The 12,302-nt window shown below is 63.7% G+C and carries 13 protein-coding genes; 8 read left to right on the forward strand and 5 right to left on the reverse strand.

Going from position 1 to position 12,302, the window contains the following annotated elements:
- Positions 1-7: 7 nt before the first annotated feature.
- Positions 8-1,306 (reverse strand): NAD(P)/FAD-dependent oxidoreductase, encoded by a 1,299-nt coding sequence (locus DOM54_RS09690; RefSeq protein ID WP_110716148.1) that lies wholly within the window; start codon positions 1,304-1,306, stop codon positions 8-10.
- 320 nt (positions 1,307-1,626) lie between these two features.
- On the opposite strand from DOM54_RS09690, the gene DOM54_RS09695 reads away from it, so the two are divergent.
- The 3 genes from DOM54_RS09695 (at position 1,627) to DOM54_RS09705 (ending at position 4,780) form a co-directional block, all read left to right on the forward strand.
- On the forward strand, positions 1,627-2,292 hold the full coding sequence (locus DOM54_RS09695; RefSeq protein ID WP_110716149.1) for a phosphoglycolate phosphatase: 666 nt from the start codon (positions 1,627-1,629) through the stop codon (positions 2,290-2,292).
- A gap of 219 nt (positions 2,293-2,511) precedes the next feature.
- The gene (trpE, locus tag DOM54_RS09700; RefSeq protein ID WP_110716638.1) at positions 2,512-4,008 is read left to right on the forward strand and encodes an anthranilate synthase component I; all 1,497 of its coding nucleotides are present in this window, start codon (positions 2,512-2,514) and stop codon (positions 4,006-4,008) included.
- A 154-nt stretch (positions 4,009-4,162) separates the two neighbouring features.
- Complete coding sequence (locus DOM54_RS09705) at positions 4,163-4,780, forward strand: TVP38/TMEM64 family protein (protein WP_162619821.1); 618 nt, start codon at positions 4,163-4,165, stop codon at positions 4,778-4,780.
- A 76-nt stretch (positions 4,781-4,856) separates the two neighbouring features.
- Here the strand turns inward: DOM54_RS09705 and argF are convergent, their stop codons facing one another.
- Entirely contained in the window at positions 4,857-5,774 is a 918-nt protein-coding gene (gene argF, locus DOM54_RS09710; protein ID WP_110716151.1) for an ornithine carbamoyltransferase, read from the reverse strand.
- Between the two features lie 416 nt (positions 5,775-6,190).
- Between argF and grxD the strand changes: the two genes are divergently transcribed.
- Entirely contained in the window at positions 6,191-6,535 is a 345-nt protein-coding gene (grxD, locus tag DOM54_RS09715) for a Grx4 family monothiol glutaredoxin (protein WP_110599175.1), read from the forward strand.
- Between the two features lie 71 nt (positions 6,536-6,606).
- Here grxD and rnt read toward each other — a convergent pair whose 3' ends face one another.
- Entirely contained in the window at positions 6,607-7,272 is a 666-nt protein-coding gene (gene rnt, locus DOM54_RS09720) for a ribonuclease T (RefSeq protein ID WP_110716152.1), read from the reverse strand.
- Between the two features lie 223 nt (positions 7,273-7,495).
- On the opposite strand from rnt, the gene DOM54_RS09725 reads away from it, so the two are divergent.
- From DOM54_RS09725 to DOM54_RS09740, 4 genes are all read left to right on the forward strand, one after another.
- On the forward strand, positions 7,496-8,716 hold the full coding sequence (locus DOM54_RS09725) for an argininosuccinate synthase (protein WP_110708706.1): 1,221 nt from the start codon (positions 7,496-7,498) through the stop codon (positions 8,714-8,716).
- 61 nt (positions 8,717-8,777) lie between these two features.
- Entirely contained in the window at positions 8,778-9,083 is a 306-nt protein-coding gene (locus DOM54_RS09730; RefSeq protein ID WP_110716153.1) for an HlyU family transcriptional regulator, read from the forward strand.
- A 155-nt stretch (positions 9,084-9,238) separates the two neighbouring features.
- On the forward strand, positions 9,239-9,901 hold the full coding sequence (locus tag DOM54_RS09735; protein ID WP_110716154.1) for a glutathione S-transferase family protein: 663 nt from the start codon (positions 9,239-9,241) through the stop codon (positions 9,899-9,901).
- 108 nt (positions 9,902-10,009) lie between these two features.
- Positions 10,010-10,525, forward strand: a complete 516-nt coding sequence (locus DOM54_RS09740) for a DUF1161 domain-containing protein (RefSeq protein WP_110716155.1) — start codon at positions 10,010-10,012, stop codon at positions 10,523-10,525.
- A gap of 15 nt (positions 10,526-10,540) precedes the next feature.
- On the opposite strand, the gene nth is transcribed toward DOM54_RS09740, so the two are convergent.
- Both nth and DOM54_RS09750 read right to left on the reverse strand, forming a co-directional pair.
- On the reverse strand, positions 10,541-11,179 hold the full coding sequence (nth, locus tag DOM54_RS09745) for an endonuclease III (RefSeq protein ID WP_110716156.1): 639 nt from the start codon (positions 11,177-11,179) through the stop codon (positions 10,541-10,543).
- On the reverse strand, positions 11,176-12,192 hold the full coding sequence (locus tag DOM54_RS09750) for an RnfABCDGE type electron transport complex subunit B (RefSeq protein ID WP_110716157.1): 1,017 nt from the start codon (positions 12,190-12,192) through the stop codon (positions 11,176-11,178). Before DOM54_RS09750 ends, nth begins: the two co-directional genes overlap by 4 nt.
- Positions 12,193-12,302: the final 110 nt, after the last annotated feature.

A 12,302-nucleotide genomic window follows, 5' to 3' on the forward strand; every position in this document is an offset into this window, starting at 1 on the left:
CGATGCCTCAGTGCAATTTCATCTTCGGCCTGATGTAGCGGTTGAGGCCATCGACGATGACCGTCATGCCCGTCTTGAAGATGCCGTGAATCGCCATCTGGTGCATCCGGTAGAGGGAAGCGTAGAACAGTTTGGCCAGCCGGCCCTCGATGAACAGGCTGCGCGCCGAGGCGCCACGCATCAGGCTGCCGACCGCCTCGAAGTGGGCCAGCGAGATCAGCGAGCCTCGATCACGGTAGACGAACGGCTTGAGCGGCTTGCCGTCCATGGCGGCACGCAGATTGTGGTAGCAGTGGGTCGCCTGCTGGTGAGCCGCCTGGGCCCGGGGTGGCACGCGTTTGTCGCCGGGCTGCGGGCAGGAGGCGCAGTCACCGAAGGCGAAGATGCGCTCGTCGTCGAGGCTCTGCAAGGTCTCGTGGACCTTGACCTGGTGGTTGCGCTCGGTGGCGAGCCCCAGCTGCGACAGGAATTCCGGCGCGCGAATGCCGGCGGCCCAGACGCTGAGGTCCGTCTCCAGCGGCTCGCCGTCGGCGGTAATGAAACCATGGGCGTTGGCCTCGGTGACCCGGGTGTCGACATGGATCTTGACCCCGAGCCGCTCGAGCTCACCGTGTACCGCGCGGCTGATCCGCTCGGGCAGGGCTGGCAGGATGCGCGGTGCCGCCTCGATCAGGTGAACCTCGAGCTTGCCGCTGTCGAGCGCCGTGAACCCGTAGCTGTGCAGCATCCGGGAGGCACCGAAGAGTTCGGCGGCCAGCTCGACGCCGGTGGCGCCCGCGCCGACCAGGCCGACGGTCAGCTTGGGATGTGTCCGGCGCTCCGGATCGCTGTAGCGCAGAAAGGTGTTGAGCATGTTGCGGCGAAAACTCTCCGCCTGCTGCGGGCTATCGATGAAGTGGCAGTGCCTGGCCACACCGGGCGTGCCGAAATCGTTGGAGACGCTGCCGACGGATAGCACCAGGTAGTCATACTCGAGCTCACGGGCCGGCAGCACGACGGCGTCGTCCTGGTCGTGGATCGGCTCCAGCGTGAGGGTGCGGTTGTCACGATCGATGGCGCTCAGCGTACCCCGCTGGAAGCGGTAGCCGTGACTCTTGGAGTGGCCCTGGTAGGAGACCTCGTCGAGTCCGGAGTCGAGCGTACCGGTCGCGATCTCGTGCAGCAGCGGTTTCCAGATGTGAGTGGGGTTGCGGTCGACAAGGACGATGTCGGCGCGCTGGGACTTGCCGAGCTTGCGACCCAGGCGGGTTGCCAGCTCGAGTCCGCCCGCGCCGCCACCGACCACGACAATGCGTGGTGTGGTCATGGGAAAACTCCAATCGAAAAATCGGGAAAATGAGAAGGGTACAGCCGGGGAAACCGGGATCGTCGGTCCGGGTGTCTCGAGGGGGGCTCGGGAAGGATGGCTGGTGAATGGCAGGCACACCGAGAGCCGAGTGATGACGACATCGGATTGCGAGACTGCACGTTCACGGAAATGAGCACCCGTCGATGCGACGAAAGATGTGCCCGAGGATACGCCGATCGTCGACACTTGGCATCCGTGGGTTGCGTAAACTTACGCCGTTTTGGGTAAGCTGCTGCGCGATGCGTCATCTTTTCAACCGTTCACTCGAGGATTCCCGCATGCACCCGTCGCTCCAGGACATCCGGTTGGTCGCCTTCGATCTCGACGGCACCTTGATCGATTCCGTGCCCGATCTGGCGGCGGCGGTGGACACGATGCTGAGCGAGCAGCGCCTGGCACCGGTGGGCGAGGCCAAGGTGCGCGACTGGGTGGGCAACGGCTCGTACAAGCTGGTAGAGCGGGCGTTGGCCAGCGTACTCGGCGAGGAGCCAGACCCGGCCCAGGTAATGGCGAGCCATGACGGCTTCCTGCGGGCGTATCACGCCGCATCCTGCGAGCGCACCCGGGTGTATCCGGGTGTCCGCGAGGCCCTCGAATCCCTCGAGATGAAAGGAATCATTGTCACGCTGGTCACCAACAAGCCCGCGGCGTTCATCGCCCCGATCCTCGACGCGCTGGGGCTGCGTCGCTATTTCCGCATGACGCTGGGCGGCGATTCGCTGGCGGAGAAGAAACCCCACCCCGCGCCACTGCTTCATCTGGCGGCGCAGTTCGGCGTCGCTCCCGCGCAGTGCCTGATGGTAGGGGATTCGCGTCACGACGTGGAAGCGGGAAGACGGGCCGGTTACCGCACGCTGGCGGTCCCGTACGGCTACAACCATGGCGAGCCGGTGACCTCGAGCCATCCGGATGGCGTGGTTGAATCGCTGGGGGAACTCGTTTAGGGTTTCCTGATCGGCGCCATGGCGGTTGTGGCGCCGTTCTTGCGCACCTCCCGATCTTTCCGTTTTCCCTCGACCGAGCTTTGACATGCGACCGGATATCCAACGCCTTTCCAGCCCCAGCGTGTTGATGCGCCACGTGACGCGTTGGCGATGGTGATCGTCAGTCGAACCGTTTCGTTTGCCGATTGCTGATTCTCACTGCTGGAGCCCGGTCCCATGATGACCCCCGATCGCTTTGCCGAGCTGGCGCAAGCCGGCTACAACCGTATTCCGGTCACTCGAGAGGTGCTGGCCGACCTGGATACGCCGCTGTCGACCTATCTCAAGCTGGCCGATGCGCCCTGGACCTTCCTGCTCGAATCGGTTCAGGGAGGGGAGAAGTGGGGGCGCTACTCGATCATCGGGTTGCCGAGTCGGGAGCGGATCGAGGTGCGGGGCCTGACTGTCCGGCACATCGTCGATGGCAGAGAGGTCGGCGCCAGTCAGGTCGAGGACCCGTTGGCCTGGATCGAGCGGTTCCAGGCCAAGTTCAAGGTGCCTGACCTGGACGACCAGCCACGATTCGATGGCGGCCTTGTGGGTTACTTCGGCTACGACACCATTCGCTATATCGAACCGAAACTGCGCACCGCGCTCGCCGCCGAGAAGCCCGATCCCATCGGCGTGCCGGACATCCTGCTGATGGTGTGCGACGAGCTGGTGGTCTTCGACAACCTCTCCGGTCGACTCCAGTTGTGGACTCACGCCGACCCGGAGTCGCCCCACGCCTATGCCGACGCGGTCGAGCGGCTCGAGACCCTGGAACTGAAGCTGCGCAGCGCGACCTTCAACACCTTGAGTCCGGGTACCGGCCGCGCGGACGTCGCCGAGGATGACTTCCACGCCAGCTTCAGCGAACAGGGCTACAAGGACGCGGTGGCGACCATCAAGGAGTACGTGCTGGCCGGCGACGTCATGCAGTGCGTGCCGTCCCAGCGCATGTCGATTCCCTACCAGGCGCCACCGCTGGATCTCTATCGGGCGCTGCGCAGTCTCAATCCGTCGCCCTACATGTTCTTTCTGAATCTCGACGACCATCACGTGATCGGATCGTCCCCCGAGATTCTGACTCGGCTGGAGGGGGACGAAGTGACCGTTCGCCCGATCGCCGGTACGCGTCCCCGCGGCGCCACGCCCGAGCAGGACAAGGCGCTGGAGGCGGAGCTGCTGGCCGATCCCAAGGAGATCGCCGAGCACTTGATGCTGATCGACCTGGGCCGTAACGATATCGGTCGCATCAGCGAAATCGGCACGGTCGAGCTCACCGACAAGATGGCGATCGAGCGTTATTCCCACGTCATGCACATCGTCTCCAACGTCACCGGCAAGCTGCGCGAAGGCATGTCGGCGATGGACGTGCTGAGGGCCACCTTCCCGGCCGGCACGCTCTCCGGCGCGCCCAAGATCCGGGCGATGGAAATCATCGACGAGCTTGAGCCGGTCAAGCGTGGCGTCTATTCCGGCGCCGTTGGCTATCTCTCCTGGCACGGCAACATGGACATGGCGATCGCGATCCGCACGGCGGTGTTGAAGGATGGCGAGCTGCACGTCCAGGCCGGCGGTGGCATCGTCGCCGATTCCAACCCCGACGACGAGTGGAACGAGACGCTCAACAAGCGCCGTGCGCTGTTCCGGGCCGTGGCGATGGCCGAGAAAGGGCTCGACAACCTCGAGTAAGCGGCCGCGGGAGGGAGCTTCGATCTTTCCCGCGCTTGTCATCGATTCTTCATCGGAACCCGATTAGATTGGGAGCATGCGACGCGCTCCCCTCGATTCCCCTCGATTTCATGTCGGTTCGTCACCACGCCCCGGCCGTCGCTGGTGGCTCCGGGTGTCGGCGCTATTCGGATTCGTCACGCTGACCGCAGGCTTCGTGGCCTGGGCTGGGCTGTCACTCGAGTCGCTGGAAACGCTGCATCCACTGCCGCTGCTGGCGGCGATGATACTGCTGCCGGCGCTGGGCCTGCCGATGACGCCGTTCTACGTCATCGCCGGACTGCGGTTCGGCATTCCCGGCGGGCTGGCGTTTTCCGCCATCGCCACGCTGCTCAATCTCCTGCTCTGCTACGCCATTGCCCATGGCCGCCTGCGGCCGACTCTGAGTCGTGCCATCGAACGGCGCTTCCCGGCACTGGCGGGTCTCGATCAGGCCCGGGGCGATGCCTGGCGAGTCACCTTCCTGATCAAGCTGGTGCCTGGGGTGCCGATGTTCATCAAGCATTACGCCCTGGGGATTGCCGGCGTTCCCCGATCGATCTACCTGACGGTGGCATTGATGACGACCGGACCATATGCCGTGGCGTTCGTGGTACTGGGTAAGTCGGCACTGGAGGGCAATATCGGCCAGATACTCGTCGCGATGGCGCTAGTGGCGCTGGCCGTCGTGACACTGAAGATGGCGGTAGGCTATCGGGAGCGGCGCAGAGCCTCGCGGCCGGCAGGGTCCTGACCGGGCCGGACAGAAGCGGAATGAAACCCTTGGTGCCGCGATCCACGATGGATCGCGGCGTTTTTCCATCGGGGCGTCAGGCGACCCGACCCAGCAACAGGAACTCGATCAGCGCCTTCTGGGCATGGAGTCGGTTGCCGGCTTCCTGCCACACCACGGCGCGTGGGTCGTCGAGCAAGGTGGTGCTGATCTCCTCGCCGCGATGCGCCGGCAGGCAGTGCAGGAAGATCGCCTCCTCGGTGGCCTGATCCAGCAACGCTTCGGTGACCTGAAAGCCGGCGAAGTCCCGCTCGCGCTTGGCCTGTTCTTCCTCCTGACCCATGGAGGCCCAGACATCGGTCGTGATCAGGTCGGCACCGCTGATGGCCTGGCGTGGGTCGCGCAGGATCGTGACCCGGTCGCCGGCGGCCGCGACGATATCCTCGCGCGGCTCGTAGCCCTCGGGACAGCAGATGCGCAGCTGGAAATCGAACTGCCGTGCGGCGTTGATCCAGGAGTGACACATGTTGTTGCCGTCACCGATCCACACCGCCGTCTTGCCCTTGACCGGCCCACGGCACTCGGTCCAGGTCATGACGTCGGCCAGCAGCTGGCAGGGGTGATAATCGTCGGTCAGGGCGTTGATCACCGGCACGGCGCTGGCGGCGGCAAACGCCTCGAGGCCGGCATGGGAGAAAGTCCGGATCATCACCGCATCGACCATTTCCGACAGTACCCGCGCGGTATCCGCGATCGGCTCCCCGCGGCCGAGCTGGGTATCCCGCGATGACAGGAACAGCGCATGGCCGCCGAACTGCGCCATGGCGGTTTCGAACGAGACCCGGGTTCGCGTCGAGGACTTCTCGAAGATCATCGCCAGGGTACGATTGCTGAACGGCGTGTAGACGGGGCCGTTGGTCTTCAGCCGGTTCTTGATCGTGATCCCGCGCTGGATCAGGTAATCGAGCTCTTCGGCGGAAAGATCCAGAAGGGTCAGAAAGTGGCGTGCGCTCATGGGCGGATTCCTGTCGTGTCTTGACGTTGAGACATGGGCTTCAAGGCATGCGGCATCATCCCGGCGCGCCGCACTGAAAACTCGATCGGTGGCTATGCCCGCCATGGCGACTGCCACCAGAAAAAGAAAAAAGCGCCGCGGGCGAAGCGCCCGGTGGGGCGTTTCGCTAGACGGCGCCAGGATCGCTGCGATGGGGAACCGCGCCCTGAGCGGGCGTCGGCGGCCAGCGTCGATCCGTGCGAAAGCCAATCATCCTAACCAGACCCCGTGAGCGGCGCAACGCCGCGGGTTGCCTTCACGGGTCGGCGGGGGTGTTTTCGGCCGGTGTCATCAGTAGAATGGTCTCACGGTCTTTTATATTCGCGCACACGCGAAGGGTGGGCCAGCGGCTCTCTCTTCCCGCTACAGGACGTCTCATGAGCGATACCATCGAAGCGATCAAGCAGCAGATCAGTGACAACGCCATCCTGCTCTACATGAAGGGGTCTCCCCAACTGCCCCAGTGCGGCTTCTCGGCCCAGGCGGTCCAGGCATTGATGGCATGCGGCGAGAAGTTCGCCTTCGTCAACATCCTCGACAATCCGGACATTCGGTCGGAACTGCCCAAGTACGCGAGCTGGCCGACGTTTCCCCAGCTTTGGATCGACGGTGAGCTGGTAGGCGGCTGCGACATCATCGTCGAGATGTACCAGAACGGCGAACTGGAGCCCATGGTCAAGGCCGCTGCGGCCAAGGCTGCCGAGGCCTCCAGCGACAGCTGATTCGTCACGTCGCCGATTGTCGTTGCCATGAAAGGCGCCCGTCCCAGGACGGGCGCCTTTCGTTTCAGCGGTCAGACATCGTCGAGACCCTGCTCCTTCATCGCCAGATTCCAGCCGCCCAGATCCTTGAAGCGGTTGACGATGGCGCAGAATAGCTCCGCCGTGCGTTCGGTATCGTAGCTCGCCGAGTGGGCCGAGGAGTTGTCGAATTCGATACCGGCTGCCTGACAGGCCCGCGCCAGGACCGTCTGGCCGTAGGCCAGGGCCGACAGCGACGCGGTGTCGAAGCTGGAGAAGGGGTGAAAGGGGTTGCGCTTGATATTGCAGCGATTGACGGCGGCGTTGAGAAACCCCTGATCGAATGAGGCGTTGTGGCCGACGAGGATGGCCCTGGAGCAGTCGTGGGACTTGATGGTCTTGCGAATCGGCTTGAAGAGTCCGTCCAGCGCCTCACGCTCGCTGACGGCGATCTGCTTGCGGAAGGCGCTGGAGAGGTCGATGCCGGTGAAATCCAGGGCGGACTGTTCGACGTTGGCCCCCTCGAAAGGCTCGACGTGGAAGGCGATGGTATCCAGTGGCAGCAGGTTACCCTGGTCGTCCATCGTCAGCGGCACGGCGGCGATTTCCAGGATCGCATCCGTTGCCGAATTGAACCCGCCGGTTTCGACGTCTACCACGACCGGGAGATATCCGCGAAAACGCTGCGCCATCAGCTCTTTCGTGCTGGCGTCCGACATGCAATGACTCCCATTCCCTTGGTGTGGTAGTGGTAATGTGTAGAGGAAACCGTGGTCCTGAAACCGCGTAGAGTCTAGCAGTTTCGGTCATTGGCGTCCCGTCGCTCGGTGTTCGTGGCGGGCCGGGAGCGTTATAATTTCGGACCGCATCGTTCGCCGATTGCCGCACGTCAACGAACCACATACCTTGCTCATCAATTCAAACTTGCTAAGGAGCTGTCGCATGTCCGATGTCAAAAAGGTCGTCCTCGCCTATTCCGGCGGCCTTGACACTTCCGTGATCGTGAAGTGGCTGCAGGAAACCTACGCTTGCGAGGTGGTTACCTTTACCGCCGATATCGGTCAGGGCGAAGAGGTCGAGCCGGCGCGAGCCAAGGCGCAGGCGCTCGGGGTCAAGGAGATCTACATCGAGGACCTGCGGGAAGAGTTCGTTCGCGATTACGTCTATCCGATGTTCCGGGCCAACACCATCTACGAGGGCGAGTACCTGCTGGGCACCTCCATCGCGCGCCCGCTGATCGCCAAACGGCTGATCGAGATCGCCAACGAGACTGGCGCCGACGCCATTTCTCACGGGGCGACCGGCAAGGGCAACGACCAGGTGCGCTTCGAGCTGGGCGCCTACGCGCTCAAGCCGGGGGTCAAGGTGATCGCGCCGTGGCGCGAGTGGGATCTCAACTCTCGCGAGAAGTTGATGGCTTACTGCGAGGATAATGACATCCCGGTCGATTTCTCCAAGAGCAAGAAGAAGTCACCGTATTCGATGGATGCCAATCTGCTGCACATCTCCTACGAGGGCGGCATTCTCGAGGATCCGTGGGCCGAAGCGGAAGAAGAGATGTGGCGTTGGAGCGTGGCGCCGGAAGCCGCGCCTGACAAGCCGACTTACATCGAGCTGACCTACGAGAAAGGCGATGTCGTCGCCATCGACGGCGAACCGCTGAAGCCGCACGAGGTGCTGGCCAAGCTCAACAAGCTGGGTGGCGACAATGGTATCGGTCGTCTCGACATCGTCGAGAACCGCTATGTCGGCATGAAGTCCCGCGGTTGCTACGAAACGCCGGGCGGCACCATCCTGCTGCGCGCGCATCGCGCCATCGAGTCGTTGACGCTCGATCGCGAGGCGGCGCATCTCAAGGACGAGCTGATGCCCAAGTATGCCAAGACCATCTACAACGGTTACTGGTGGAGTCCGGAACGGCGCATGCTCCAGGCTGCCATCGACGAAACCCAGACCTTCGTCAACGGCGTGGTGCGGATGAAGCTCTACAAGGGCAGCGCGACGGTGGTCGGGCGCAAGTCCGAGCAGTCGCTGTTCGACGAGTCGATCGCCACGTTCGAGGATGATGCCGGCGCCTACGACCAGAAGGATGCCGAAGGCTTCATCAAGCTCAACGCCTTGCGCCTGCGCATCGCGGCCGGCAAGGGCCGCTCCGCGAGCTAGCGCTCGACCCAACCCTCGATGCCGATATCTGCGATGTCGGCATCCGAATCGGGAGCAACGTATGTTGAAGAAACTGTTCTCCGGGCTGCTGGGCGGTGGCGACGCCAGATCCGCCACGCCCAAGCAAGAGCGCGAGCCGGTCGAGTACAAGGGGTTTCTGATCGTGCCCGAGCCGCAGGATGCCGGTGGCCAGTATCGGGTCAGCGGATGGATTCGCAAACCGGTCGAAGGCGGCGAGACCCTGGAGCGACGCTTCGAGCGTTCGGACGTGGTACCGGGCGAAGATGGTTGCGTGGAACTGACCGTCGCCAAGAGTCAGCGCTATATCGATGACATCGGTGACGAGATGTTCGAGCAGCAGCACTGAAGACCATCGATCGATCTCGATAACGGCGCCTGCAGGGCGCCGTTTTCGTCAGTGGCGGCTTCAACGATAACTTCCTATGGTTAAGAGCGTTCCCGGAGGCCGCTGAAAACCTTGGCGGCCGGGGGAGTCGAAGAAACCGGCAAGGAAGCGTTGACATGATCACTGTTCACCATCTCGAAAATTCCCGGTCGCAGCGTATCCTGTGGCTGCTGGAAGAGCTGGGTGTCGAGTACGAGGTTCGAACCTATCGACGCGATCCCAAGACCATGCTGGCGCCCGCGGAGCTGAAGCGGATCCATCCGCTCGGCAAGTCACCGATCATCACCGATGACGCCTATACCGTCGCCGAATCCGGCGCGATCATCGAATATCTCGTCTCCCGCTATGACGGTGACGCGCTGGTGCCGGAGGCCGATACGCCGGAGCGGCTGCGTTACACCTACTGGCTACATTACGCCGAAGGCTCGGCGATGCCGCTGCTGGTGATGAAGCTGGTTTTCTCGAAACTGGGCAAGCCCCCCGTGCCCGCGGTCATTCGGCCCATCGGCAGGCTGCTGGCCAACGGGGTCCGCCAGAAGTTCCTCGATCCCCAACTCGAGATGCATCTCGATTACTGGGAGAGTGAGCTGCGTCAGCACCCGTGGTTCGCAGGGGACGAATTTAGCGCGGCCGACATTCAGATGAGCTTTCCGTTGCTGGCGGCCGAAAGTCGTGCCGATCTCTCCGAACGTCCTAATATCAAAAAAGTGCTGAAGAACATGCGCGAACGCCCGGCCTATCAGCGAGCGGTCGAGAGAGGCGGCGAGTTTCGATTGTGAGACCCTTCGGTTCCCTGTTGGGTGGGGCGGGAGGATCGGCTCGGTACTTTTCGCGCGAATCGACGGTCCTGTCCGCCGTTCGTGCATTGCCATGGGTGAGGAGTGTCTATGCGTGTTTTTACCTGGAAGTTCGCCGTCTTGGCAGGGTTGAGCAGTGCCTGCCTGGCATCGTCATTTGCCTGGGCCCAGGCGCAGCAGGGTGAGTCGCCGTTCGACCAGCAACCCGAGACGCGCCTGGCCTGCGAGAGGCTCAAGGCACAGATCGATCAGACCATCCGCGACAATGGTGCCCGTCACTTCCTGCTCGAGATCGTCGACAACGCCCAGGTCGACGACGGTGTGGTGAAGGAGGGTGAAGCCTTCGCCGGCGCCGAGGTGGTCGGCAGTTGCGATGGCGGCACACGCAAGATCGTCTACAGCCGTGACGGCGCGACCGAGATGAGCGTCACGACACCGGAAACGGAGGCATCCTCTGCCCATGCCCCGGATAGTGCCGCGAACGGCGATGGCAGCAGCTTGCCGGAGGCCGCGCCCACTGCGCCCGAGTCCATGGGCGAGGGCACGGTGCCGACACAGGAGCAGGAAAGCGTGGATAACGCCCAAGAGCCGGAATCGAGCCCCTGACCGCCGTCGTCGGTTTCAGCCGATCTCGACCTTGTCGGGGTACTCGCACAGATCCTCGATCACGCAGCTGCCGCAGCGCGGCTTGCGCGCCAGACAGGTGTAGCGGCCGTGCAGGATCAGCCAGTGGTGGGCGTCCTTGAGATAAGCCTTGGGGACATGGCGCAGCAGCTTCTGCTCAACTTCGAGCACGTTCTTGCCCTTGGCGATGCGGGTGCGGTTGGCGACGCGAAAGATATGCGTGTCGACCGCCATCGTCAGTTCGCCGAATGCCGTGTTCAGAATCACGTTGGCGGTCTTGCGCCCCACGCCGGGCAGCGCTTCCAGCTCGGCGCGGGTGCGCGGGATCTCTCCTGCGTAGCGCTCGACCAGGATGTGGCAGGTCTTCATCAGGTTCTCGGCCTTGGTGTTGTAGAGGCCGATGGTCTTGATATGGGCCTTCAGCCCGTCGAGTCCGAGATCGATGATTGCCTGCGGCGTGTTGGCCACCGGGAACAGCCTCGCCGTGGCCTTGTTCACGCCCACGTCCGTCGCCTGGGCCGACAACAGTACCGCTGCCAGCAGCTCGAACGGCGTCGACCAGTTCAACTCGGTGGTCGGCTCGGGGTTGTGCGCCTTGAGGCGAGCAAAGATCTGCTCTCGCTTGGTGGCATTCATGAGCTCGTTCCATGATGGTCGCCCGCGTCACTGGCAGGCTGGTTGGCGGGCGATCGGCTGGCCAGGGAGATCAGCCGTTCCGCCTCGCGTATCTTGTCCTGGGCCTCCGCGATGCCGGCCTGGTCGCCCTGACGTCGGTAATGCTCCAACTCCTGTCGCGCCTTGCGCATCGCCTGCTCCGCTGCCGCCAGGGCGATGTGACGGTGATCGCGTGCGGCGTGCCGATTCGGTGATGGCGCGGCTTCGAGTTGTCGTGTCAAGGTGCCGAGCTGTTCCTCGAACCCCGCCAGGCGCTCGAGAAGCGCGGGGCGCAGCGCCTCTTCGGCGTTAGCCAACTGACGCTGCAGGCGTTTTCGACGTGCGGTCAGGGTCGCTACCTGCGCCTTCAGAGCGGTTACGTCGATATCGGCAGGCCGTTCATGTGATGCCGTGGGGGGGGCGGTCACCTGCCGTGCTGCAGCGGCGCGGCGCTGCTCGCGCCTGCGACGTTTCCGTTCGGCCTTGAGGGTCAGGCGCTGGTTGCGGGCCTCGAATCGTTGGCGCCCGTTACGGGCGCGCCAGTCGAGATACCGCTGCCGTTCGACATCACTGTTCGCCTCCACCCAGCGAGGATGCCCGACGAGGTCGATACAGTCGACGGGGCAGGGCGCCACGCACAGCTCGCAGCCGGTGCATTCCGATTCGATCACCGTATGCATCTGCCTGGCGGCACCGAGAATCGCATCGACGGGGCAGGCCTGGATGCACTTGGTGCAGCCGATACACTCGGCTTCTCGAATCACGGCCAGCAGCGGGGGCTGGGGCTGCTCGATCAACTCGAGAGGCGGCCGGCCGGTGAGCGCGGCCAGTCGATCCCGTGTCGCTTCCCCGCCGGGCGGGCAGCGATTGACGGCCTCTCCCTCCACGATCGCCTCGGCATAGGGACGACAGCCGTCATAGCCGCATTTGCCACATTGGGTCTGCGGCAGTTCGGCATCGATAAGCTCGACGGTGATCGTGGCGGGGTGAGACAAGCGATGACTCTCCATTGGCACACATGGCCTGCTCACCGCCTCGGATGGGCGGCGCGGGGCGCTCGAAGCCGGCCATTATAAACGCTCGAAGTGGCCGCTCCCAATCTTGG

Origin of the sequence: Salinicola acroporae (genome assembly GCF_003206615.1) — a bacterium.
In the GTDB taxonomy this organism is placed as follows: domain Bacteria; phylum Pseudomonadota; class Gammaproteobacteria; order Pseudomonadales; family Halomonadaceae; genus Salinicola; species Salinicola acroporae.

Excerpts from the sequence above, each read along its gene's own strand:
- DOM54_RS09690 (WP_110716148.1), bottom strand. The coding sequence starts at position 1,306 with ATGACCACACCACGCATTGTCGTGGTCGGTGGCGGCGCGGGCGGACTC.
- DOM54_RS09695 (WP_110716149.1), top strand. The coding sequence starts at position 1,627 with ATGCACCCGTCGCTCCAGGACATCCGGTTGGTCGCCTTCGATCTCGAC.
- trpE (WP_110716638.1), top strand. The coding sequence starts at position 2,512 with ATGACCCCCGATCGCTTTGCCGAGCTGGCGCAAGCCGGCTACAACCGT.
- argF (WP_110716151.1), bottom strand. The coding sequence starts at position 5,774 with ATGAGCGCACGCCACTTTCTGACCCTTCTGGATCTTTCCGCCGAAGAG.
- grxD (WP_110599175.1), top strand. The coding sequence starts at position 6,191 with ATGAGCGATACCATCGAAGCGATCAAGCAGCAGATCAGTGACAACGCC.
- rnt (WP_110716152.1), bottom strand. The coding sequence starts at position 7,272 with ATGTCGGACGCCAGCACGAAAGAGCTGATGGCGCAGCGTTTTCGCGGA.
- DOM54_RS09725 (WP_110708706.1), top strand. The coding sequence starts at position 7,496 with ATGTCCGATGTCAAAAAGGTCGTCCTCGCCTATTCCGGCGGCCTTGAC.
- DOM54_RS09730 (WP_110716153.1), top strand. The coding sequence starts at position 8,778 with ATGTTGAAGAAACTGTTCTCCGGGCTGCTGGGCGGTGGCGACGCCAGA.
- DOM54_RS09735 (WP_110716154.1), top strand. The coding sequence starts at position 9,239 with ATGATCACTGTTCACCATCTCGAAAATTCCCGGTCGCAGCGTATCCTG.
- DOM54_RS09740 (WP_110716155.1), top strand. The coding sequence starts at position 10,010 with ATGCGTGTTTTTACCTGGAAGTTCGCCGTCTTGGCAGGGTTGAGCAGT.
- nth (WP_110716156.1), bottom strand. The coding sequence starts at position 11,179 with ATGAATGCCACCAAGCGAGAGCAGATCTTTGCTCGCCTCAAGGCGCAC.